This window comes from Streptomyces sp. SX-6, assembly GCF_059089585.1.
The window spans coordinates 13,630-35,961 of the sequence record NZ_JBTHHU010000004.1 but is presented as its reverse complement, the minus strand read 5'-3'; the positions used below and the strand labels follow the sequence as shown (position 1 = coordinate 35,961).

The 22,332-nt window shown below is 67.1% G+C and carries 21 protein-coding genes and 2 pseudogenes; 13 read left to right on the top strand and 10 right to left on the bottom strand.

Going from position 1 to position 22,332, the window contains the following annotated elements; translation table 11 throughout:
• Positions 1–6 precede the first annotated feature (6 nt).
• Positions 7–1,350, bottom strand: coding sequence for an aminotransferase-like domain-containing protein (locus tag ACV530_RS06050; RefSeq protein ID WP_494331201.1), 1,344 nt, complete (start codon positions 1,348–1,350; stop codon positions 7–9).
• Positions 1,351–1,545: 195 nt separating this feature from the next.
• On the opposite strand from ACV530_RS06050, the gene ACV530_RS06045 reads away from it, so the two are divergent.
• Both ACV530_RS06045 and ACV530_RS06040 read left to right on the top strand, forming a co-directional pair.
• Positions 1,546–1,713, top strand: a complete 168-nt coding sequence (locus tag ACV530_RS06045) for a hypothetical protein (protein WP_494331200.1) — start codon at positions 1,546–1,548, stop codon at positions 1,711–1,713.
• Positions 1,710–2,357 carry a LysE family translocator gene (locus tag ACV530_RS06040; protein WP_494331199.1) on the top strand — a complete coding sequence of 216 codons (648 nt, stop codon included), beginning with the start codon at positions 1,710–1,712 and terminating at the stop codon, positions 2,355–2,357. The genes ACV530_RS06045 and ACV530_RS06040 overlap by 4 nt, the downstream gene beginning before the upstream one ends.
• Positions 2,358–2,429: 72 nt before the next feature.
• On the opposite strand, the gene ACV530_RS06035 is transcribed toward ACV530_RS06040, so the two are convergent.
• Both ACV530_RS06035 and ACV530_RS06030 read right to left on the bottom strand, forming a co-directional pair.
• Positions 2,430–2,840 (bottom strand): hypothetical protein, encoded by a 411-nt coding sequence (locus tag ACV530_RS06035; RefSeq protein ID WP_494331198.1) that lies wholly within the window; start codon positions 2,838–2,840, stop codon positions 2,430–2,432.
• A gap of 150 nt (positions 2,841–2,990) precedes the next feature.
• Positions 2,991–3,227, bottom strand: a complete 237-nt coding sequence (locus ACV530_RS06030; protein WP_494331197.1) for a hypothetical protein — start codon at positions 3,225–3,227, stop codon at positions 2,991–2,993.
• Positions 3,228–3,429: 202 nt separating this feature from the next.
• On the opposite strand from ACV530_RS06030, the gene ACV530_RS06025 reads away from it, so the two are divergent.
• From ACV530_RS06025 to ACV530_RS06010, 4 genes are all read left to right on the top strand, one after another.
• Positions 3,430–4,452, top strand: a complete 1,023-nt coding sequence (locus ACV530_RS06025; protein WP_494331480.1) for a helix-turn-helix domain-containing protein — start codon at positions 3,430–3,432, stop codon at positions 4,450–4,452.
• A complete protein-coding gene (locus tag ACV530_RS06020; protein ID WP_494331196.1) occupies positions 4,445–4,774 on the top strand; it encodes a DUF397 domain-containing protein in 330 nt (109 codons plus the stop codon). The genes ACV530_RS06025 and ACV530_RS06020 overlap by 8 nt, the downstream gene beginning before the upstream one ends.
• Before the next feature lie 514 nt (positions 4,775–5,288).
• The gene (locus ACV530_RS06015) at positions 5,289–6,290 is read left to right on the top strand and encodes a hypothetical protein (RefSeq protein WP_494331195.1); all 1,002 of its coding nucleotides are present in this window, start codon (positions 5,289–5,291) and stop codon (positions 6,288–6,290) included.
• Between the two features lie 413 nt (positions 6,291–6,703).
• The gene (locus tag ACV530_RS06010; RefSeq protein ID WP_494331194.1) at positions 6,704–8,386 is read left to right on the top strand and encodes a trypsin-like serine peptidase; all 1,683 of its coding nucleotides are present in this window, start codon (positions 6,704–6,706) and stop codon (positions 8,384–8,386) included.
• A gap of 108 nt (positions 8,387–8,494) precedes the next feature.
• Here the strand turns inward: ACV530_RS06010 and ACV530_RS06005 are convergent, their stop codons facing one another.
• Positions 8,495–9,259, bottom strand: a complete 765-nt coding sequence (locus tag ACV530_RS06005; RefSeq protein WP_494331193.1) for an RICIN domain-containing protein — start codon at positions 9,257–9,259, stop codon at positions 8,495–8,497.
• A gap of 229 nt (positions 9,260–9,488) precedes the next feature.
• Between ACV530_RS06005 and ACV530_RS06000 the strand changes: the two genes are divergently transcribed.
• The gene (locus tag ACV530_RS06000; protein ID WP_494331192.1) at positions 9,489–10,322 is read left to right on the top strand and encodes an NAD(P)H-binding protein; all 834 of its coding nucleotides are present in this window, start codon (positions 9,489–9,491) and stop codon (positions 10,320–10,322) included.
• Positions 10,323–10,511: 189 nt separating this feature from the next.
• On the opposite strand, the gene ACV530_RS05995 is transcribed toward ACV530_RS06000, so the two are convergent.
• The 5 genes and pseudogenes from ACV530_RS05995 to ACV530_RS05975 form a co-directional block, all read right to left on the bottom strand.
• Positions 10,512–11,681, bottom strand: a complete 1,170-nt coding sequence (locus ACV530_RS05995) for an NAD(P)/FAD-dependent oxidoreductase (RefSeq protein WP_494331191.1) — start codon at positions 11,679–11,681, stop codon at positions 10,512–10,514.
• A 164-nt stretch (positions 11,682–11,845) separates the two neighbouring features.
• Positions 11,846–12,010: pseudogene (locus tag ACV530_RS05990) on the bottom strand (IS5/IS1182 family transposase); the annotation flags it as partial.
• Positions 12,011–12,075: 65 nt separating this feature from the next.
• Positions 12,076–13,857: a reverse transcriptase domain-containing protein gene (locus ACV530_RS05985; protein ID WP_494331190.1), complete on the bottom strand. Its 1,782-nt coding sequence runs from the start codon at positions 13,855–13,857 to the stop codon at positions 12,076–12,078.
• A 538-nt stretch (positions 13,858–14,395) separates the two neighbouring features.
• Positions 14,396–15,079 (bottom strand): annotated as a pseudogene (locus tag ACV530_RS05980) (IS5 family transposase); the annotation flags it as partial.
• A gap of 53 nt (positions 15,080–15,132) precedes the next feature.
• Entirely contained in the window at positions 15,133–15,657 is a 525-nt protein-coding gene (locus ACV530_RS05975) for a hypothetical protein (RefSeq protein ID WP_494331189.1), read from the bottom strand.
• Positions 15,658–15,784: 127 nt separating this feature from the next.
• Here ACV530_RS05975 and ACV530_RS05970 point away from each other — a divergent pair, with 127 nt between their 5' ends.
• Entirely contained in the window at positions 15,785–16,009 is a 225-nt protein-coding gene (locus ACV530_RS05970) for a hypothetical protein (RefSeq protein WP_494331188.1), read from the top strand.
• 84 nt (positions 16,010–16,093) lie between these two features.
• Complete coding sequence (locus tag ACV530_RS05965; protein ID WP_494331187.1) at positions 16,094–16,744, top strand: hypothetical protein; 651 nt, start codon at positions 16,094–16,096, stop codon at positions 16,742–16,744.
• Positions 16,745–16,757: 13 nt separating this feature from the next.
• Here ACV530_RS05965 and ACV530_RS05960 read toward each other — a convergent pair whose 3' ends face one another.
• Positions 16,758–17,270: a DinB family protein gene (locus ACV530_RS05960; RefSeq protein ID WP_494331186.1), complete on the bottom strand. Its 513-nt coding sequence runs from the start codon at positions 17,268–17,270 to the stop codon at positions 16,758–16,760.
• A 238-nt stretch (positions 17,271–17,508) separates the two neighbouring features.
• Between ACV530_RS05960 and ACV530_RS05955 the strand changes: the two genes are divergently transcribed.
• From ACV530_RS05955 to ACV530_RS05940, 4 genes are all read left to right on the top strand, one after another.
• On the top strand, positions 17,509–18,711 hold the full coding sequence (locus ACV530_RS05955; protein WP_494331185.1) for a serine hydrolase domain-containing protein: 1,203 nt from the start codon (positions 17,509–17,511) through the stop codon (positions 18,709–18,711).
• Between the two features lie 159 nt (positions 18,712–18,870).
• Positions 18,871–19,353: an NADH-quinone oxidoreductase subunit B family protein gene (locus tag ACV530_RS05950; protein WP_494331184.1), complete on the top strand. Its 483-nt coding sequence runs from the start codon at positions 18,871–18,873 to the stop codon at positions 19,351–19,353.
• Entirely contained in the window at positions 19,350–21,371 is a 2,022-nt protein-coding gene (locus ACV530_RS05945; protein WP_494331183.1) for a proton-conducting transporter transmembrane domain-containing protein, read from the top strand. Before ACV530_RS05950 ends, ACV530_RS05945 begins: the two co-directional genes overlap by 4 nt.
• Positions 21,368–22,321, top strand: a complete 954-nt coding sequence (locus tag ACV530_RS05940; RefSeq protein WP_494331182.1) for a respiratory chain complex I subunit 1 family protein — start codon at positions 21,368–21,370, stop codon at positions 22,319–22,321. The genes ACV530_RS05945 and ACV530_RS05940 overlap by 4 nt, the downstream gene beginning before the upstream one ends.
• The last annotated feature ends 11 nt before the right edge of the window (positions 22,322–22,332 follow it).

Below are 22,332 nucleotides of genomic sequence, written 5' to 3'. Positions count from 1 at the left end.
GGCGGCTCAGTCGGTGACCTGGTCGTCGGGGGCGGACCGGGCGAGTTCGGCGAGCGTGGCGAGCGCCTGCGACAGGGCGTCGGCCGTGGGCGAGGCCAGGCCCAGCCGGATCGCGCTGGGAGTGCGGTGACGGCCCACGGTGAATGCCGCGGCCGGCGCCACCCCGATGCCGTGCCGCGCCGCGGCGGCGACGAAGGTGTCCGCGCGCCAGGGGCGCGGCAGTTCCCACCAGCAGTAGAACGAGCGCGGGTCGCCCTGCACCGTGAAGGCGCCCAGATGCCGCCGGGCGATCTCCTGCCGCGCGGCGGCCTCCCGCTGCTTGGCCCGCACCAGCGCCTGCACAGTGCCGTCCGCCTGCCAGTGGGACGCGGCCTCCAGGGCAAACCTCATGGGCGTCCAGCCGCCCGAGCGCAACGCGGTGGCGACACTGCCGACGACGGCACCGGGCGCCACCACGAACCCGAGGGTCAGACCGGGGGCGATCCTCTTGGACAAGCTGTCGACGAGGACGGTCCGTTCGGGAGCCAGCGCGGCGAGCGGGGGCAGATCATCACGAAGGAAGGCCCACACGGCGTCCTCGACCGCGTGAATCCCCAACCGCCGCAGCACCTCGGCCAAATGCTCCACCCGCTGCTTCGGCATGGTCAGCGACAGCGGATTGTGCAGGACCGGCTGGACATAGACGGCGTGCAACGGACCATCACGGTGGGCCTCTTCAACAGCCTCGGGGATCAGCCCGGCCTCGTCCATGGCGAGCGGCACCAGCGTGACCCCGAGCCGGGCGGCAATCGCCTTGAGCACGGGGTAGGTCAGCTCCTCGACACCCAGCCGGGCGCCCTGCGGCACCAGCGCGGTGATGACGGCCGAGATCGCCTGCCGCCCGTTCCCGGCGAACAGCACCTGCCCCGGGTCGGGGCGCCAGCCGCCGCGTGCCAGCAGATCGGCCGCGCTATTGCGCGCGTCGGCCGTACCGAATGCACCGACCGGCGCCAGTACGGACTCCAGCACATCGGGGCGCAGCAGCCCGCCCAGCCCACCGGCCAGCAGCTCGGCCTGCTCGGGCACCACCGGGTAGTTGAGCTCCAAGTCGACCCGACTGTCTGCGGGTTCGGTGAGCACGGTCACGGAGGTGGACGCGCGGGGCACGGCACGCACAAAGGTCCCGCGCCCCACCTCACCGACCGTGAGGCCGCGCCGGGCGAGCTCCTGGTAGACGCGGGTGGCGGTGGAGTTGGCGATGCCGTGCCGGCGGGCGAACTCCCGCTGCGGAGGCAGCCGGTCGCCGGGCCTGAGGCGGCCCGCCCTGATCTCCCCCGCCACGGTGTCGGCAACGCGCTGGTAGTCCTTCACGGTGTTCCCCGGCTCCCCTCCTACATCCTGCTCGTCCCCTCGGCATCCAAGCACAGAATTGCACCGAGGGCAATATCGATATTGCCCTGACCCAATACCCCGACCTACACTCGCAATTGCTCTGGCCGACACAGCGAGAGAGGACCCCGCCCCGGTGAACACCACAGCACGCACCAGCCTGCCTCGGTGCAACCGGTGCGAGTTCACCTCCCGCCCGTTCGGCCACCGCAACGGGACCTCCTCGACGCGCAGCTGACCGTCGACTTCTTCACCCGCTATTTCCTCCACGACATCGTGCACGACCTCTACGAGGTGTCACGGGGGTCGAACCACAGAACATGCGAGAGCGAGAAGCTGTCATGATCACATTGAGCGGAATCCTCGGCGTCGCGATGGTGTCCCTGGGAATGGTGCTCACCCCGGGCCCGAACATGATCTATCTCGTCTCCCGCAGCATCACCCAGGGACGACGCGCCGGAATCATCTCCCTGGGCGGCGTCGCCATCGGCTTCATGATCTACCTGCTGGCCGCCAACCTGGGCCTGTCGGCCATCTTCATGGCCGTCCCCGAACTGTACGTCGGCATCAAGCTCGCCGGCGCGGCCTACCTCGCCTACCTCGCCTGGAACGCCCTCAAACCGGGCGGCGTCAACGTCTTCTCCCCCCAGGACGTCCCACACGACTCCCCGCACAAGCTGTTCACGATGGGCCTGATGACGAACCTCCTCAACCCGAAGATCGCCATCATGTACGTCTCCCTCATCCCCCAGTTCATCAACCTCAAGGCAGGCCACGTCCTGTTCCAGGGCATCCTGCTCGGCTCCATCCAGATCGTCGTGAGCATCGCCGTCAACCTCACCATCGTCCTGGCGGCGGGCACCATAGCCGTCTTCCTCAACCGCCGCCCGTCCTGGCTGCGGGCGCAGCGCTACATGATGGGAGCGGTCCTCGGCACACTGGCCATAACCCTGGCCGTCGACACCTCGGGGCCTGCGGTCACGGGCTGAACGCGCCGCGCGGGAACGCGACTTCGGGTGGATGGAACGCAAACGCTGCGATCCACGCGCCCGAAGTCACATTCACCAGCTCGCCCTTCTGGCACCGGGCGGCCAGTTGACGAGCAGCGCCCGAACGCTCTCGGGCCGAGCCAGCCTGCCACCGTTGTCCGGCGCCGAGAGAAGCCAGTAGGCACCCGGCGGATCCTTGCGTGTGGGCATGGGAACCGCAAGGTAGTTGATGGGATGGTTGCTACCGATGCACTCCGTCCCGGGCTCGGTCCAGTCCAGGGCCGTGCCAGGCGGTACGAGGACGCTGTACCGGTCCTGTGCGCGCGAGACGACAACGGCACTGGTGATGCCGGCCGCGCGGAAACGGCGCTCGATTGCAGCCCTGTCCTTGATGCCTTGGATGCCGCCCTCCACAAGAGTGGTGGACAGGCGGACGACGTCGAAGTGGATGCCCACTCGGAGAGTGGCGGTCGTCCCTCGCACCCACGCTTCGTAGGCGTCGCTCGGACGTCGTTCTCGTGACACAAGCCAGGCCGCAGATCCGAGCGATGTGAGGGCTGCGGTAATGGGCGAGTAGGTCATGCGACTACTTTCGGTAGAAGGAGTTGCCCTACTGAGCTGTCAGCTCTGGCGCTAGGCATCTGGGGCGGGCTGCAAATCAGCGATGTCGCACTGCCACTCGGTGCCACCACTCACCGGCCGCAGATAGATCACGGTGGGGTGCCCGTCCATGCCGTACGGCTTGCCGATGCCGGTCACCACCCCGACTTTGCGGCACACGGTGTCGAACGCCTGAACCCACGGCTTCAGCCATGTCGGCACCGGATCGCCGTGTGCCGTCGGGTTACCGGCACGGGGCCATGCAGACATAAGCGCTGCTCCTTCGGTGGGCGTCCTGTGGGGATGGCACGCCACTGCTGAGCCGTGAGACGGCGGACGAGCTCAGCGGTGCGTCCGCCGAGGCGCAACCACCTTGGCTGCACGCCCAGTTAATGTGCAAGAGAATCTGCGCTGAATCTGCGCGCAGCACGAAAGTGGCACATGCCAAGACGAGGACAGGGGCTTGCGCGACGTGGGCATGAGTGCGCATGACGGAAGCTGGACCGTTCAGGACGGCGACGGCAGTTCACACGACGCCAACGCGGAAGTGCGTGCGTGGCTTACGGACTGCCAGACTCAGCCCGGCAAGGCGGCCAAACGAACAGGGAGGGCAAGGCGAGTGGCAGCACGGATCGGCCCGACTGCTCGACGGATCGAGCTGGGCCTGGAACTGCGTCGTCTACGGAAGGAGGCGAGCCTCACGCTCCAGGAAGCGGTTGCCGACCTCGGGTTCAGCGACACCAAGCTCCAGCGCCTCGAGACCGGGCACGCACCTCTCAAGCAGGCGGCGGACATAAAGAAACTCCTCGAGCGATACGGCATCGACGACGAGGAGCACATCAAGAGGCTCCTGGAACTGCACCGCGAGTCGGGCAGCCAGGACTGGTGGACGGCCTTCGGCAGCACAGTTCCTGCCACCGTGCGCAACTTCGTCGGTGTCGAGTCCGTGGCACGCTCGATCAGGGCGTGGCACCCAACCCTCGTGCTGGGCCTGCTCCAGACCGAAAGCTACGCCCGTGCACTGTTCGAGATGGAGAAGCACACCGACGAGTCGACGAGCGAGTTCATCGATCAGGGCGTCCGCCTGCGGATGCTGCGCAAGGACCTGCTGACCCGCACGGAGAACCCAGTACGGTTCTGGGCGATCCTCGGCGAAGCGGCACTGCGCCACGTCGTCGGCGACCCCGACGTGATGAGCAAGCAGTACGAGGAAATCATCCAGCTGACCGAGCTCGACAACGTCACGGTCCAGATCTTGCAAACCAATGAGGTCGGCTACCGGTTCGCCGGCGACTTCACGGTCCTGGACCTGGGCGAACGCATGCCGTCCGCGGTTCACGTCGACAACGCGTGGGGCGGGATGTCCATGTCGGACAAGCCGCGCGAAGTCGGCCGATTCTCCAGGAAGTTCACCGCCCTCCAAGCAGCGTCCATGCCGCCCGAGAAAACCCCTGGGTTCCTGCAACAACTATCGCGAGAGATCAGAGATGTCTGACACCCACACCCCCGATACCCTGCATCACGTCGACGAAAGCGCCTGGCTCAAGTCCTCGTACAGCAACGCAGGCAACAACTGCGTGGAAGTCGCGAACCTCAGCACCCGGACCGCTGTCCGCGACTCCAAGGACAAGGCACGTATACCCATCGCGGTACCGCACTCAGCCTGGTCCTCGTTCCTGTCCGACATTCAAGCCAATCCCCTCTGGTCAACTCTCAGTGACGATCGCAGTCCCTTGCAACATCGACTCAGGAATGACGATCGCCGCCCACCAGGGGCGCAGCCGAACCGAACTGGCCTCCAGGAGAAATCCCTGTGACCGCGACTGCCCTGCACCCAGGCACCATGGGCGCAACCGTCGCCGCGAAAGCCGTGGTGGCAGGACATCAGGTCCTCTGACTGCCCGAAGAGGTCGCAGCACGTGCGTGGCGGTCGGTGCCTGAGATGTCCGAGGCCTCCAAACCTCTGCACGAAGCGAGCCTGCCAACGGAGTTGACAGCCTTGCCCTCGCGGACGCAATCCAACATCCGAGGAACACGTGAGGCTCAGTAGTGGCGACATCGTCGTGGCCGGGCCCACCACTACCGAAGCACTCGGAGCCGAGCTGGGCATCGCGTACGACGAGGAGCTCGACGGCGAATGACCCACCCCGAGAAGGGGAGTAGGCGGCACCAGTACACGGTTCAAGCAAATCCAGGGCGTATACGGTCCGTGAAGAGGGGTGTACGAGCAGGCGCGAGCATGCCATGATCACTTCGACTCGCCGCGGCCTCAGGGGTGGTTTGACGCAGCGCAATTCGGCGCTAGGGCCAGGGGAGTCGGGGGGAACGACTGTGAACGTAAGCAGGAAGCGCAAGGCCTCGCCTTTCAGGGCACGAACTTTGCGTACAGCCGTTATTGGCCTGATGACGGTGCTAGCAGGTCTCCAGGCCACCTCAGTTTCTGTCGCCGCGCAGGGACTGCCCGCCACGGGACCGGCTTCGCCGACTGCCGCCGCACAGGCGCGGCTTGAAGTCTTTGGCCTGGGACCCCACGGGCACACGCCGGTGCGGGCCGGCGGTATTGCCGCTGTCCACCTCAGTGGGATGCCGCGCGGCTGGGACAAAGCCACTATCGAGGCCCGGCCTGCCGACCCGAATGACCACCTGTCATATTTCTGGCGCTATGACGTCTCGCCGCGCGACAGCCAAGCGACGGAGAGCGCAGACGAATACGGTCATTACACGACTGACTCTCCGGCCCGGTATGTGGTCACTGCCACCTATCAGGGACGGGAGATCGCCAGCACTGAGGTGACGGTGGAGGGCGGACCATATTCCAGCTACGTTCGCCGCTTCGACGTCTACCCCCGCTACGCGCGTGACCCCGTCGCCCCGGCAGAGCAAGCGCATTGGGTACGTCCCGGTACTCAGGCAGCCGTCTCCCTCGCTGTCGACGACGACGAGCCCGGAACCCTTCAGGCAAAGTCACCAGCCTTCGAGCACCCGTTGGCCCTGCGCATGCACACCAGCGATGACCCGGATCTCCGGCAGGACGCGGAGAACGGACCCTATGTGTATGCGGGACATATCCAATTGCGGCCGAATCTTCCCGAGGGCGTCTATCCGGTGACGGTGTCCTCGCACGGAGGACGGCAGAGCGTGACCCAGAACCTGATCGTCTCCGCAAAAGCCGGAGATCCGCCGCCTCCGCCTCCCGGCTCTTCCGCATCAACTACGCCCGGCGGTCAGCTCAGCCTCTGGCTGTGGGTCGCCATCACAGTCGCTTCCGTCGGCCTGGTGGTCATCATCGTCCGCATCGTGGACCGGCTGCGCCGGAACTCCACCGCGGCCTGAAGCCCCCCTTCCACGAACCTTCCGGAACCGGATTCCCTCTGGGCCGGAGGTCTCTTCGGCGAGCCCCCATTCGTTGTCGGCGCTCGCCTTAAAAGCCTTCCCTGAAAACAGGGAGGCCGTAATCAGAATGAAAGTGAAACGCAATGTCGTTGCACGGAGCACGGCTTCGGCGTGGCGTCATGGCCGCGGCAAGCCTCCTTGTCTTGGCCGTCGGCCCGGCAGCAGCCGCAGACATACCCACGCCAAACCCTTCCGGTACCGCCCCCAGCACGGAGGCAACCCCCACCCCGAATTCCTCAACGCCTGTCCCCCCAAAACAAGATTCCTCTCCTGCCTCGACAGGTCCGGGGCAGGATGGCACGGACGGCGATAGGGAAGCGGAGGAGCTGATCCGGTTCTGGACGCCGGAGCGCATGGCCTCCGCCACCACCCCCTCCGAACGGTCAGCTGCGCCGCCGACCGAGAATCCGACCCCGAGCGATGCGGGGACAGGCGCAGCTGCGGGCGACAAGGTGGATCACTTCGGCGGCATGAAGTCCGTCGGCGCGCTCTTCGGTCTCGATGAGAAGGACAAGAAGCATTACTGCTCAGCCAGTGTGGTGCAAAGCCTAGGGCACAATCTCATCCTGACCGCAGGTCACTGCAAAGTCAAACTCACGAAAAAAGTGGGATTCGTACCCAAGTACAATGGCTATGACACGCACGCCATACCGTACGGAATCTGGCCAGTGAAAGATTGGTTCATCTATTCGCAGTACGTGCATAACGATACAACTATCGTCTCTGACCTGGATTTTTCGTTCGCCAGCCTGAAGTCAGTCAAAGGCAAGAACGTGCAGGACGTGGTGGGCGGCAACACCCTTGCGCGAACCAAGAGCTTCTACAACAACGTCACGATCGTCGGCTACCCCGATAACGGCAGTCACAACCCGAATGACATGCCGGTGAAGTGTTCCACCACGACGAAGCCGCTGCCGGGGTACAACCAAATGCAGATCGACTGCGCCGGCATGTGGGGCGGCGTCTCGGGAGGTCCCTGGTTCTCCAAGCTTCACGACGACGGAACCGGTGAAATCATCGGCAACGTCGGTGGTTTCTACGGGGGCGGCATAACCAAAACCGACCCGCGGTACCCCCGCATGTACGACCGCATCACTTACAGCCCGATGCACCAGGACTACTTCTTCCGTCTCTACGACGACGCCCAGTACGGCCGTCACCCCAACTACGGCAACTACCAACAGCCCAGCGTCCCTGGTTACACCATGGGCGGCGCCAGCACGTGGAAGCACGCCAAGCTGATGGCCGCCGGCGACTTCAACGGCCGCGGGCGCAGCGACCTGATCGTGGTGTGGACCGACGGTGAGGTCACCCTCTACAACAGCGACGGCCGTGGCGGTTTCAACGGCGAGCGGCAACTCGTGGGCCAGGACAGCATATGGACGCACGCGGAAGGGATCACCGCCGGTGACTTCACCGGCTCCAACCAGTTCGACCTGATCGTGCGCTGGTCCGACGGCGAGGTCTCGCTCTACGGCGACGTCGGCTCCAACGGCCTGAAGGGGGACGGCATCACGATGGTCGACAAGAACAAGGACAAGAAGAAGGCCGAGACCTGGAAGCACGCCACCCAGATCACTGCGGGCCGCTTCAACGCCACCAAGTATGTCACCGACCTGATGGTGCGCTGGTCCGACGGCGAGCTCACCCTCTACACGAACGTCGGTGCCGAGAAGAAGTTCTCGGAGGAGCACAAGCTCAAGGACCCCAACAAGGCCTGGGAAGACGCGACTTTGCTGACCGCTGGCGAGTACAGCGGCAACACCAATTGGGACCTGCTGGTGCGATGGAAGGACGGCTCGATCAACACCTACGTGGGCACCACCACCAGCAGCCTGGGCGCCACGCACACCGTCCACGGCGGCAACTTCAGCACCTGGACCCACAGCACCGTGATGACCACCGGTAATTTCACAGGCAACGGCCGCACCGACGACCTCGTCATCCGCTGGTCCGACGGCGAGACCTCCCTCTACGAGGACACCACCGCCGAAGGCCTCGGCACCGAACACACCCTCGTCCCCTCGACGGGCTGACCCGCCAAGGGCTGGTGCGGAGCCCCCAGGCCACACCCACGGCACTCCGCGACTTCGGGCGGGTGGATCGCAAGCGCTGCGATGCACCCGCCCGAAGTCCGCCCGGACTCAGCCTGTAGTGATCTTCCAGCGCTGATTGTCGTCGCCCGTGCACTTCCACACCCCGAGCGCCGATCCCAGCCGCTCGCCGGTCAGGCAACCACCGTCCTGCGCCACCACCTCGTACCGATCCGAACCGACTGGCCGCAGTGTCCACTTCTGGTTCTCGCCGCCGCCATAACCCCAGATCTGGGCGAAGTAACTGGTGCCGTCGACGGAGCGAGCACGGTCATTGTTGGCGTCCAACACCTTGCCGGTGTCGATCACCGGCCGGATGAGGTAACGGCCATCGTCCAGCCGCTGGAGGTTCCAGCGCTCGGCGGCATCACCGGCGTTGCGCATCTCCGACTTCACCTTGGTGCCGTCGGCGGTCCAGGCCATGTCCACGTCCATCGCCCAGCCATTGCGCACGTTGGTGAACAGGGCATTGGCGGTCGGGAGGTTCGTACCCCGGTCCCGGATCAGGAACTCGCTGTCGGCGACGTTGAGATGGCTCGCCAGATAGCCGCCCGGCCGGGGGTTGGGGTTGAAGTACGAGTCAGGGGTGCAGTCGATCCAGCCGCCGCCCGGGTGGCAGTCCGGGTCGAGGTCGATCATCCGGCCCGGCGTCCTGGGTATGCCACCGTCGTCGTAGCACATCAGGTCGCCGTTGAGGTAGCAGTGACCATTGCTGGTCGCATACGGCGCCGTGCTCTGCACCGCGCCGAAGGTGTGCAGCAGCTCATGGACGTCGGCGTCCTTGCTGTCGAAGAAGCACTGGTTCAGACCGACCATCGCCCACCGGCCGCCCCAGGAAAGTCCGCACAGCGTCTGGGCGTTGGGGATCCCGGCATAACTGATCGTTTCAGAATCGGGTGTCGGCGTACACGTGAACGTGCCCAGTCGGGTACGGGTGTACGTACCCAGCCGCAGGAAGGGCGCCTGGAGGTCTTCTTGACCTGAAGCACGATTGAGGTTCTAGCGTGTCGCCTACTTGATCATCTGACGACGGGAAGACACGCCCATGATCCTCGTGACCGGAGCCACCGGAAACATAGGCAGTGCACTGCTCAAGGAACTGCACTCACGCGGTGCCGGGCCGCTGAGAGGACTCACTCGTGATGCTGCACGGGCCGTCTTCCCCGAAGGGGTCGATGCCGTGGAGGGCGACTTCGCGGAGCCGGCGTCGTTGAAGCCCGCGCTGGAGGGGGTGCGCTCACTGTTTCTCGTGTCGCGTCTCGGCCCGGACGCAGACATCCTCGAAGCCGCCCGGCAGGCGGGTGTGCAGCACGTCGTGCTGGTGTCGTCCATCACCGTCCAGACCCACCCGCACCTCGGTCCCGCCGGCGAGAACCTGGCGGTGGAGGAACTGCTCAAGGCGAGCGGCATGGCCTGGACGATCCTGCGGCCGACGCAGTTCGCCTCGAACGCCCTGATGTGGGCGGCTTCCATCCGAGGTCACGAGACCGTCCGCGCGCCGTATGCCGAGACCGCGTTGCCGACCATCCACCCCGCGGACATCGCGTCGGTGGGTCGGGTGGCGCTGACCGAGCCCGGCCACCAGGGGCGCACGTATGCCTTGACCGGTCCGGAGTTGGTGACCGCCCGACAGCAGGTGCAGGCCATCGGGGCAGCACTGGGCCGTGAGGTGTCCTTCGCCGAAATCAGCCGCCAACAAGCCCACACACAGATGGCCGCGGTCTTCGGGGCCGAGGCCGCGGACGCGGTGCTCGACGTCACGGGCGGAGACGTGAACGACGAGCTGCTGATGGTGCGCGACACGGTTTCACAGGTCACCGGAACGCCGGCCCGCCCGTTCCAGCAGTGGGCCTCGGAGAACGCCAACGCGTTCCGCTGAACCGTCTGGGCCTGAGCACGTTCATCCGTACCCAGGCGCGCACTTTCAGTCAGGAGTACGCCGACATCAGGTTCTGGGGGTGCGAGCCTTGAAAAGTACCGTGGAGCGGGCGACGCTCTCGGGGTTGGACCGTTGCCGCGGCTGGAAGTGTCTTCACCGTTCTCGGACACACCGTCACCCGCCGCACGATCACTGTGCTTGGGCAGCAGAAGCAGGCACTGCGGCTGTCTTGGCCGGGCGCAGCGGCTTGGCCCAGCGGTAGGTGCCGGGGCGCCGGCGCTCCGCTCGCAGGGATGCGAGGGTGTATCGGTTGATCCACTCGTTGATCCTGGCGGCCGGCCGGCCGGTGATCACCAGGCTGTGCGCCGAGTCATCGGTGCGAACCGGCTGAATGACGCCGTCGCGGCGACCGAGGCTGATGGACTGCGCTAGGTAACGGAACCTGAGCGGCTTGGGCTCGCGGCCATGGTTGAGTGCGTCGATGGCCTCGGCGGCGTGCGCTCCGGTGGGCATCGCCGTCGCGCACGCCATGCGGAGTTCGCCCGTGCCGGGCACTGTGACGCGTGCCGCGTCGCCCACGATGAACACGTCGGGGTGGGAGAGCGAGCGCATGGCTGTGTCCACCAGCGCGCGGCCTCGCTCGTCCACGCGAAGCCCGGCCTCGGCGGCCAGCGACGGAACGGTGAACGCGGCAGCCCAGACAACCACGTCCCCGGCCAGCTCACCGTGGTTGGTTGACAGTCCACCGCGGTGGACGGCTTGGACCCGGGTGTGTGGGTGCAGATGGACGCCCAGACGTTCCAGGGAGTTGCGCACATGGGTCCGGCCGGCTACTGAAAGCCCGTTCCCGGGCTCGCTTCCGGTGACCAGACGTACCTGCCACGTGATGGCCGACTCGGCGAGCTCTGCGGCCAGTTCGATGCCGGTCGCTCCGCCGCCGACGACGGTGACAGTGCCGGATCCACGAGACAGTCGATCACTGAGGTCCTGAGCCTGCTCCAGTGTGTAGGCGTGCTCGTCGATGCCGGGAACGCGGGTGGTGTCGGTGCTGCTGCCGAGGGCGTAGACAAGTCGGTCATAGGTCAGCGTGGTGCCGCTGTCCAGAAGGACTGTACGGGCATCCGGATCGATCGACGTGGCCTTGGCCTTGACTGTGTTGATGTCCCTGCCGGCAACGAGCTCACGCAGGACGACGGGTGTGCTGGCGCGGCCAGCGGCCATTTCGTGCAGCCGGATCCGCTCGGTGAAGCATTCCTTGGGGTCGACGAGGGTCACCCGGTGGCGGCGGCTGACGCGGAGGGCCGCGGTCACTCCCGCATATCCGGCACCCACCACCACGACGTGCTGTTTCTGTCCCATGTCGATGCTCCCGTTCCACTCTCACGAGGCTCCGCGCGTGCCCCTCGGCATGAGGACCAGAGAGCGCGCCGGATCGTGACATCGTTCCGCCCCTCTGTCGCGTGAAGTAGATCTCATGCCCGCTTCCGACAACTGACAGATCACATTCCGAAGGGCTGGTCGGTTCAGAACGACTTGCGGAGTCGGCGGAGGCAGATGATGCTGCACGCCAGCTCCAGCAGGCCATGGTGAAGGCCGGCGCGGTGCTCGTAGCGGATGCGCAGGCGCTTGAACTGGTGGAGCCAGGCGGTTGGGTCGGCCGCGCGGCGAGGTACCCACCGCGGCGAGCCCTTTTCCGCGCGGCCTCCCGCCGAACCGGACATGACGGTTTCCCTGTCATCCGGCTCTCCAGTGACTACCGCGTGATTGATTCAGCCGTTCGTGCGACATGGATGTGGTCGTGGCAACTGACGCAGGCCACAACGGTCTTGCGGCGCCGGTCGAGCATCACGCGCCCCCAGTCGGACGGCGGCCACCCGGAACGCGCGAGATCGGCGAGAGCACGGATGTGATGAACTTCGACATCACCGTTGCTGCCGCAGATTTCGCAGGTGTCCGCCAGGAGCCTTGTGATCAGCTCCTTTTGCGGATAGTCCACCCAGACAGGCCGACGGTCGACTACTTTCGCCGACCGCTGCTGTTGGAGCGGAATTCCACCGAACCTTGCCACCAGCGGCTTCCTGTTCTTCCGCTCGATGCGGGCCTCGAAGCAGACCCGAGGCCCGTTGGACGTGTCGATTCTGGCTTTGTGCTTGGCTGCCATCTTCGATGCCGACGAGCGGTGCTTGGACGCGAGGGTCTTGAGCATGGACGTCTCCATGACCCATCGCAGCCGATGCAGCCGGAAGACATCTCCGGCGAGCAGGTAGTACTGGGTGATGCCCCGGAACACGGCTCCATAGGTCGCAACGATCGCATGGTCGCTGCTGTTGACCAGAGCGTTCCTCCTCGCGGGTTTTCCGCGGAACAGATAGGGGGCGCATTTGGCCTTGATCACGTCCAGCGGGACTCGAAGAGCGATCTGACCGTTCACGCACCGATAACGGCCGGTCTTCTTCGTGTCGTTGTGCTGGGTTGTGATCTCGTAGCCGAGAAACTTTGCAGCCCGGGTTCGGGCATGAGTGATCAGCGTCTTGTCCTGGGACAGTTCCAGCTTGAGTTCGTCACGCAGGAACTCTGCCAGGCGCCGTTTGATCTGCTCGGCCTCGGCTTTCGGTCCGGTGAATCCGAGGAGGTGATCGTCGGCGTAGCGGATGTAGCGCAGTCTCCGGAAGCCCGGGTCATTTGGATCCGAGCTCGGCAGGCTGGTCATCCGCTGACGCAGTTCCCGGGCCTGGGCCCGATCGCCGCGCCGACGGGCTTTCGCCAGGAGATTCTGCAACTCCAGATAGCCCGGGTTGCGGGCCCGGCGGCCTCCTCGGGTGTATTCCGGGATCAGAACTGTTTCGACGAACTCGTCCAGCTTGTGCAGGTAGATGTTGGACAGGACCGGGGAGGCCACTCCACCCTGCGGAGCGCCGGAGAGCGTGGCTCCCCACTTCCAGTCCTCCAGGTATCCAGCTGTCAGCATGTTGCGCACCAGCCGCAGAAACCGCTGGTCATGGATCTTCTCGCCGAGGATCGACAGCAGGACCTGGTGGTCCAAGCTGCCGAAGCAGTCGGCGATGTCCCCTTCGATGAACCAGGACGTCCCGGTCCAGGTGTGGGCCACCTCCCGCAGTGCGGTGTGGCAGCCCCTCCGGGGACGGAATCCATGGGAACGGTCGGAGAACGTCGGCTCGTAATACGCCTCCAGCAGGAGACGGACGACCTCGCCGACGAGCTTGTCCGACCACGTTGGCAGCCCCAAAGGGCGCGTCTTCCCATTCGGTTTCGGGATATGGACGCGCCGGACCGGACGGAAGCGGTATCGCTCGTGGCGCATTGCCTCGATGATCCGGCTGATCTTCCGCTGGGACATGCCGTCCACGGTTTCCGGAGTGACCCCGGGCGTCATCGCGCCATGGTTGGCGTAGATGCGTCCGTAGGCCAGCAGATACAACTGCGGGTTGAACAACTGTCGATACAGCTCGTTGCACGGCAAGCTACGCCTGCCGCGTTCACGCAGGACACCCAGCACCGTTTCGGCGCTCTGCATTTCGCATACCTCCCGAGTCTTGGGTGTCCGAATCACCTGGCCCCCTTCGCCCGATGTGGACGGCTTTCCCGTCCTCCCTGGCCGGTCGTGACTCCGGCGACTACTACGGGGCCTCCGTCGCCATAGGACTCGCATCCCGTAGGCGATCCCACGTTCGTCCCTGTCTGTACGTTCTAGCGCGACGTAGGCGTCCCACTCATCTCCTTGAATGTCCTCGCTGGACATCGCTCCGTACTCTGGAAGTTGCATCGGCCCACGAATCGATGCCGAGGCAGAGTCGGCGCCGGTTTCAGTTGTCTTTCCGGCGGATGGGAACTTGCATCCTCTGGAGATTGGGCTTCAAACAATCCAGTCTTCGCCATATCGCGCGGGCCGCCCGGCGCACCGGTCCTGACAACTGGGCCTGGTCACCGGTTTCCTGACATGCTGTTGTCCCCTTCGCCTTTCGACTCCAGGTAAGTCATTCGGCCCAGAAACCTCCTTCCAAGTTCCTCCCGGTTGAGCCGGGGGTACAAACAGAGCGCCTCGTGGCGCACAAGGTGCGCTCGACTACCCACCTGGTGCGCCCGAGGCCAGAGCCGTGGGCGACGCCGCGTCTGGCGATGAGGGGCTTGATGCCGCGCTTCCAGAGCAGGCGGCGGTACTTGTCGAAGTCGTAGCCGCGGTCGGCGAGCAGGCGCTTGGGTCTGCTGCGGGGCCGTCCGCTCAGTCCCCGGATCCGGGGAATCGCGTCCAGCAACGGGATCAGCTGGGTGACATCGTGCCGGTTACCGCCGGTCAGGGAGACGGTCAGCGGCGTGCCGTGCCGGTCGACGATCACGTGGTGCTTGGAGCCGGGGCGAGCTCGATCGACGGGCGAGGGCCCGACGTGATCCCCCTCTTTTAGCGCTCTGACGTGGGAGCCGTCGATCGCGCAGTCGTCCATCTCCAGCAAGCCCGCCTTCCGCAGCTCAGCGAGCAGCTTCTCGTGCAGCCGGGACCAGACCCCGGCCTCGGTCCAGTCCCTCAACCGGCGCCAGCTGGTGACTCCCGAGCAGCCCACAACCTGTTTCGGGACGTCACGCCAGGACACGCCCTTGCGCAGGACATAGACGATGCCGGCGAGCGCGACCCGGTCCGGCACCGGAAGCCGCCCGGGGTGCCGGTGCCTTCGTGGCGGGTGAGGTGGGAGCAAGGGGGCTATGCGCTCCCACAGGTCATCGGGAACCAGATCAGCGCACACCACTCAGACCTTGCCCAGACGGGCCGTCAACCGCCAGCCCCATTCCGAAACAATCAGTAAGTGAGGTACTTGCGGTTGCCGTCCCGGTAGCCGCGCTGCTCCAGAGCGTCCCCGATCTTGATCGGCCCCTGGTCGACCACGCTCTGCGGCACCACTTCCTCCTTGAGGACCGGTGCGCAGTTCGACGGATCCTGGAGGAAGCGGACCTCACGATGGCCGCCCAGTGCCTCCGAGCTCTGCACGAACCTGCCGTTGAGGTGCACGGCGTGAGCCTGCAGGTTGCTCTGCAACTGCCCGAAGCGGCTGCCCGTGCGATCGCCCCGGACGTACATGATCTGCACCCGCTTGCCGCTGGTGCCGTCACCGTCGCAGGACGGCGGTACAGAGACGTCGTCCGGCAGCGCGCGCCCTGCGGTCAGGCCGTGGCGCGGGGCGCTCTTCTTGGCGAACTCGGTCTCATTCTTGGGCACTTCATGCCGTACCGAAGCGGTGGCCGTCCCCGGCTGGGCGGCCGCCACCAGCCACAGGCCCAGAGCGGCGCCGGTCAGCGCACGGCGCAAGGCGATCGGTCTGTGCATGGGTCCTCCACTGGTCCGTCGTGCCGGGTACTCCCGGTTCGCCGGACAGTGCAGACCCGTTCGGTCAACAGTGGATAAACGCCTGGTCGGTCAGCCGTCGGAGCAAGTGGGCGTCTATCCCGTGACCGTGTCCTCGCACGGAGGACGACACAGCGTCACCCAGAACCTGGCCGTCTCCGCGAAAGCCGAAGACCCGCCGCCTCCGCCTCCCGGCTCTTCCACGTCAACTGCGCCCAATGACCGGATCAGCCTCTGGCTGTGGGCCGTCATCGTCGCCGCTTCCATCGGCCTGGTGACCATCGTCCTCCTCGTCATCAGCGACCGGTGGCACAGGAATTCCACCGCGGCCTGAAGCACCTTTCCAAGGCTCGCCCAAGGCGCTCCGCCAGGCGGGCCAGTTCAAAGCCTGCCTGCCCTGTTGCATAGGGTTGTGTACATGCCACGCACACGCACCACCGTTCTCACTGTCCTCCTTGCTATTACCGCCCTGACCTCCTGCTCCAGCGGCTCGGGAGACGACTCCGGAAAGCCCATCACCAAGGCTCTCGGCCAAGGCGACATCACGCAGGCACTGCCGGGCACCGGCGAAGCGCTTCCGGGCTGGGACCCTTACAGGGGCAAGGGGACGATGAAGCAAGGTGACTCCTGCGCGCCGTTGAAGGACGGCAAGGACGAGGACACCCCGCCCAAGGGGTGGGTGCGCGGTGGCAGCGCCACGTTCATCTACAACGGCTCGACCGACAACATGATGGACATCGACATCTGCCAGTACGACACACCGGAGAACGCCAAGAGCGCGTACACCGCGTGGAAGGGCACCGAGGCGAACAAGGAACAGGCGCCCAAGAAGGACGAGAAGGTGGGCGACGAGTCCGTCTTCGTCATCAACCCCGGGCTGAGCGAGAAGTTGGCCGAGGGCTACAGCCTCTCGGGCAACGTCAACATCCGGGTCAAGCTCGACGGTGCCGCCGGCGATACGACCGGCGTCCAGGACATGCTCGCCACTACGCTCAAGCGCCTGCAGCAGGTCCAGGACGGCAAGCGCGCCACAGCGACCGCCGCAGGCGAACGGGCGAAGAAGCAGTAGGACTTCGGGCCGGCTACACGCCCGTGGTGCCGTCGATACGCTCCCGGAGCAGGTCGGCATGGCCGTTGTGGCGGGCGTACTCCTCGATCATGTGGACGTAGATCCAGCGGAGACTGACGTCCTGCTCCATGAAGCGACCGGTGTCGGTCAGCGCACGGTCGGCGCAGAGCTCGCGGGCGCGGTCGATCTCCGCGCGCCAGGTGGCAAGGGCGTCGCGCAGGGTGGCGCCCTCAGCCAGTTCGAAGCCGCCGTCGGGGGCATTCGGATCGGCCTGCGGGTCGTAGATGGGCGGGGCCTGTTCCCCGGCGAACACGCGCCGGAACCAGTTCCGTTCCACCTCCGCCATGTGCTGGACGAGACCGGCCAGCGTAAAGCCGGACGGCGGCACGGACGCGGTGGCGGCCTGCTCGTCGTCCAGGCCCTCGCATTTCATGGCGAGGGTGGTGCGGTGGAAGTCGAGCCAAGTCTCGAGCGTGGTGCGCTCGTCGGCGTTCAAGGGCGGCATGGGGCGTTCGTTGGTGCTCACCCGTCGATTATCGGCAAAGGGTGGATCCGGCGGAGTCGGGTACCGGTTTCCTCACGAAAACGGCCCTCAGACGTGAGGAAACCGGTACCCGGTTCGCCATTCACCATCCGGACGCGCGGTGCAGGGGGTTAACCCCACCCGAGAGCAGGTGGGTAGCGGGATCCCCGACGCGGGACTTATCCGCACATACTCAGTCCCACAGGCCAGTTGGCACCCACCGACTCACAGGAGCCCTTTCATGTACGGGCATGTGCATGCAGCAGACGGAGCGGCGGTGCGTACGGCACGGAGATTGCGGGCAGGCGCTGTCAGCGCAATCGCAACGGCGGTGCTGGCTACCGGCTTCACGACGCCCGCTTCGGCGTCGGACGCGCGGGGCGGCCATCGGCCCACCCAGGCAGCCATTGACGGGGTGGTCAGGAATGGACCGCCCGGAGGTATCGCGGTCGCCGAACAGGGGCACGACACCTGGGTCGGCCGCGCAGGCACCGCCGATCTGGCAACCGGCAGAAAGCCACAGGCCAATAACCGGTTCCGGGTGGGCTCGATCACCAAGACATTCGTGGCCACGGTGATACTCCAGCTGGAGGCCGAGGGGAAGCTGAGCCTGGACGACACCGTGGACCACTGGCTGCCGGGCCTGGTCCGAGGCAGCGGGCACGACGGCCGCCGGATCACGGTGCGGCAAATCCTCAACCACACCAGCGGGGTCTACAGCTACACCGAAGACGAGGATTTCAAACGGAAGGAGTTCGGCACCGACTTCCTCCGGCACCGCTACGACACCTGGACGCCGAGGCAAATCGTCCGGCTTGCCATGACCCATCAACCGGACTTCGCACCCGGCAGCGAGTGGCGTTACTCCGACACCAACTACATCATCGCCGGAATGGTGATCGAGAAGGTCACCGGCCATGCGTACGCCCATGAAATCGAGCGGCGTATCCTGCGCCCCCTGCACTTGAACTCCACCACACTGCCGGGCACCCGGGCCCGCATACCGGGGCCCAGCGGCCGGGCCTACTCGAAGCTGACCGGAGAGCTCGCGGGCCCCGGAACGCCGGGGAGCGTGACGTACGACGTCACCGAGCTCAACCCGTCCCTCGCAGGCTCGGCCGGCGAAATCATCTCCAACTCCTCCGATCTCAACCGGTTTTACCGCGCCCTGCTTTCCGGAAGGCTCCTCAAGCCTCGCCAGCTGAAGGAGATGACCACCACCGTGCCGATCGGTCAACTGGCGACCGCCTCCTACGGCCTCGGCCTCATGAAACTGAAACTGTCCTGTGGCGTCGACGTGTGGGGCCACAATGGCGGCATCCAGGGTTCCATATCGGAAACCATAACGACCGCGGACGGCGGGCACGCGCTGACGATCAATTTCAACGGCGATTGGAACGTGCATGAGCAGCAGGTCGTCAACGCCGAGTTCTGCGGCACGTGACCGAGCGGAACAGGACAGTCGGACAGGCCACGGGGAGTAGTGCGAAACACCAACAACCATGCGATACATATGCGGCTGGAGGTGTCCCTGAGGCTGGTGGGAGCCCAGCGTGCCGACGGAACTTGTCCTGATGTCGGCAGTTGCTATAGGGCTGTCGTCGTGACCCTGTTGCGCACCATCCGTCGGACCGGGCGCGTGGCCGAGCCCGCACCGCCGAAACCCGACGGCCAAGCGCCGCCGAAAGCCCGGGAGTTGGCCGGATCGGTGCAGGTCCGGTGCGTGGACGCCGGATCGTGCAACGGATGCGAGATCGAGATCGGCAACGCCTTCGGGCCGGTGTACGACGCGGAGCGGTACGGGGCCCGGCTGGTGGCATCGCCGCGGCACGCCGACGCGGCACTGGTGACCGGTCCGGTCACCCGCAACATGGCCACCGCGCTGCGGCGCACGGTGGAGGCGATGTCCGAGCCCCGGCTGGTCGTCGCGGTCGGCGACTGCGCGATGAACTGCGGCGAGTTCGCCGGGGGTTACGGGGTCGAGGGCGCGGTCGCCGATGTCGTACCCGTGGACGTGCAGGTGCCGGGGTGCCCGCCGAGGCCGGAGGCGATCGTGGCGGCGCTGCGCACCGTGACCGGCCGGTGAACGCCGTCGGCTCCGCCCTGGCCCTCGGCGCGGGGCTGGCCGGGGCCGGCGCGTCGGCCGGTGCGCTCCTGCCCGTACGGGCCCGGGTCGTGGCGGCCGGGGTGTGCACGGCCGGGGTCGGCGCCGCCGGTGCGGTCGCCGGTGCCGCCGCGCTGCGCGGCGCGCACTGGTCGGCGTCGCTGCCCGGACTGCTGCCGCTCGCCGGGGTCCGTCTCGAAGTGGACGCCTTGTCCGGGCTGTTCATGGCGGTCGCCGGTGCGGTGACCGTGGCGGTCGCGGTCTACGGGATCGGGTACGCCGGGCACGGCTACGAGGCCCGCTGGGTGCAGGCCGCGCTGCCCGTCTTCGCGGGCGCCCTGGTGTTCGTCCCGGCGGCGTCCGCCGTCTCCTCCTTCCTGCTGCTGTGGGAAGTGATGGCGCTGGCCTCGCTGCTGCTGGTGGTCGCGGAGCACCGGCAGCGGGCCGAGGTGCGACAGGCCGGGCTCTGGTACGCGGTGATGACCCACCTGGGCTTCGTACTGCTGCTGGCCGCCTTCGCGTTGTTCGCGGCCCGCGCGGGCGGCGAGACGTTCGCCGCCCTTCGCGCGGGGGCGGCGGGGCTGTCACCGGCCGCGCGGGGAACGGTCTTCGTGCTGGCGCTGGCGGCCTTCGCGTCCAAGGCGGGCATGATGCCGCTGCACGCCTGGCTGCCGCGCGCGCATCCCGAAGCCCCCAGCCATGTCTCGGCGTTGATGAGCGCGGCCATGGTCAACCTGGGCGTGTACGGGATCGTGCGCGTCGGGTTCGACCTGCTGGGCGGCGGCCCGCACTGGTGGTGGCTGCTCGTCCTGGTGCTGGGCACGCTGTCGGCGATGTACGGGATCCTGCAGGCGGCGATGGCCAAGGACCTCAAGCGGCTGCTGGCCTATTCGACCAGCGAGAACCTGGGGCTGGTACTGACCGGGGTGGGCGCGGCGGGGCTGTTCGCCACCTCGGGCTACCAGGCGCGGGCGGTGCTCGCGCTGGCGGCGGCACTGCTGCACGTGGTCAACCACTCCGCGTTCAAGGCGCTGTTGTTCTGCGGGGCCGGGTCCGTACTGAAGGCCACCGGGGAGCGCAACCTGGACCTGCTGGGCGGGCTGCGGGCGCGGATGCCGGCGACCGCCGGGCTGTTCGCCGTGGCCGCGCTCGGTGCGGTGGCGCTCCCTCCGGGCAACGGCTTCGTCAGCGAGTGGCTGCTGTTCCAGGCGCTCATCCACGGTCTCGCGGTACCGGGGGCGACCACGGCGGTGATGCTGCCGGTGGCCGTCGCCGCCATCGCGTTGTCCGCGGGGCTGGCGGCCGCCGTCTTCGTCAAGGCGCTCGGGATCGGGTTCTTCGCCCGGCCGCGCAGCGCGGGGGCCGCCGGGGCGCGGGAGAGCGGGCCGGTGATGCTCGTCGGCATGGGGCTGCTGGCCGCCTTCTGCGCCGCCCTCGCCCTGGTGCCCCAGATGCTGGCCGGCGGGCTGTCACGGGCGGTCGCCGCGGCCGGACTGACCGGTGGGCAGCCGTTGGACAGCGGTCTGCTGCGGCTGCGTCTGGCCCGTTTCCCCGCGATGTTCTCGCCGTTGTGGGTGGCGGTCGCCCTGGTCGCCGGTGTGCTGACCGTGGGCGCCCTGGTGCGGCTGGCCGGCCGCCGCCGACGCCGCGTGGGCGTCAGGCTGTGGGACTGCGGCGGCGGTGCGCCGACACCGCGCATGGCGTACACGGCGACCTCGTTCGCCGAACCGCTGCAACGGGTCTTCGACGACGTCCTCGCCCCGGAGCGGGACGTCGACGTCACCCACGCGCAGGAGTCGGCCTACCTGGTGGAGAAGGTGCGGTATCAGAGCCGGGTGCCCGATCGGGTCGAACACCGCCTGTACCGGCCGGTGTTGGCCGCGCTGTCCGGTGCGGGCGTCTTCGCCCGCCGGTTCGCGAACGGCAGCCTCCATCTGTACCTGGGCTACGGCTTCTCCGGCCTGGTGGCCCTCCTGGTGATCCTGGCGGTGGCCCGGTGAACGGTGCGGGCGCGGCGGCGGTGGCCGCCCAGGTCGTCCTCGTGACCGGCGGGGCGCCACTGCTGACCGGTCTGATGCGGCAGGTACGGGCGGGTCTGGAGGGCCGCGCCGGGGCGGGGATCACCCAGCCGTGGCGGGACATGCGCAAGTTGCTGCGCAAGGAGCCCGTCTCCCCTTCCGGCACCGGGCCCGCCTTCCGTACGGCGCCCCTGCTGCTGGTCGTCACCGCCGCCGTCATCGCCGCGCTGGTTCCGCTCGCGTCCACCGCGACGCCGGTCAGCGCGAGCGCCGACCTGATCGTGGTGGTGGCGCTGCTCGCCCTGGGCACCGCCGCGCTGGCGCTCGCCGGGCTGGACACCGGCACGGCGTTCGGCGGCATGGGGGCGTCGCGGGAGATGACGGTGGCCGCGCTGGTCGAGCCGACGATCCTGCTGGCGGCCCTCGCCCTGTCGATACCGTCCGGTTCCACCAACCTCGCGCACATCGTCACCGACCGCATCCACGAGCCCGCGCGCCTGGCTTCTCCTTCCGGTCTGCTGGCCGTCCTGGCGCTGGCCGTGGTGACCCTCGCCGAGACCGGACGGCTGCCCGTGGACAACCCGTCCACCCATCTGGAACTGACCATGATCCACGAGGCGATGGTCCTGGAGTACGCCGGTCCCGATCTCGCCCTGGTCGAACTCGGCGCCCAGATGCGGCTCGCCGTCCTCCTCGGACTGCTGGCCTCCCTGGCCGCACCGTGGGGGACGGCCACCGGCACCGCGCCGGCCGCGGTCGTCGTCGGCCTCGTGCTGTTCGCCGCCAAGGTGACGCTGCTGGGCGCGGCGCTGGCGGCGGTCGAGGTGTTCTGGGCCAAGCTGCGCCTGTTCCGGGTGCCCGAACTGCTCGCCGGGTCCTTCCTGCTGGCGCTGCTCGCGGTGACCGCCTCGTACTTCCTGACGGGAGAGTGAGGAGAGTGAGC

What these genes read in the sequence shown, in the direction of transcription:
- ACV530_RS06030 (WP_494331197.1), bottom strand. Translation starts at nt 3,227, where the DNA reads ATGTCTGCATGGCCCCGTGCCGGTAACCCGACGGCACACGGCGATCCG.
- ACV530_RS05985 (WP_494331190.1), bottom strand. Translation starts at nt 13,857, where the DNA reads ATGCAGAGCGCCGAAACGGTGCTGGGTGTCCTGCGTGAACGCGGCAGG.
- ACV530_RS05995 (WP_494331191.1), bottom strand. Translation starts at nt 11,681, where the DNA reads ATGGGACAGAAACAGCACGTCGTGGTGGTGGGTGCCGGATATGCGGGA.
- ACV530_RS05965 (WP_494331187.1), top strand. Translation starts at nt 16,094, where the DNA reads ATGCCACGCACACGCACCACCGTTCTCACTGTCCTCCTTGCTATTACC.
- ACV530_RS06000 (WP_494331192.1), top strand. Translation starts at nt 9,489, where the DNA reads ATGATCCTCGTGACCGGAGCCACCGGAAACATAGGCAGTGCACTGCTC.
- ACV530_RS06005 (WP_494331193.1), bottom strand. Translation starts at nt 9,259, where the DNA reads ATGGTCGGTCTGAACCAGTGCTTCTTCGACAGCAAGGACGCCGACGTC.
- ACV530_RS06010 (WP_494331194.1), top strand. Translation starts at nt 6,704, where the DNA reads ATGGCCTCCGCCACCACCCCCTCCGAACGGTCAGCTGCGCCGCCGACC.
- ACV530_RS05975 (WP_494331189.1), bottom strand. Translation starts at nt 15,657, where the DNA reads ATGCACAGACCGATCGCCTTGCGCCGTGCGCTGACCGGCGCCGCTCTG.
- ACV530_RS06020 (WP_494331196.1), top strand. Translation starts at nt 4,445, where the DNA reads ATGTCTGACACCCACACCCCCGATACCCTGCATCACGTCGACGAAAGC.
- ACV530_RS06040 (WP_494331199.1), top strand. Translation starts at nt 1,710, where the DNA reads ATGATCACATTGAGCGGAATCCTCGGCGTCGCGATGGTGTCCCTGGGA.
- ACV530_RS05955 (WP_494331185.1), top strand. Translation starts at nt 17,509, where the DNA reads ATGTACGGGCATGTGCATGCAGCAGACGGAGCGGCGGTGCGTACGGCA.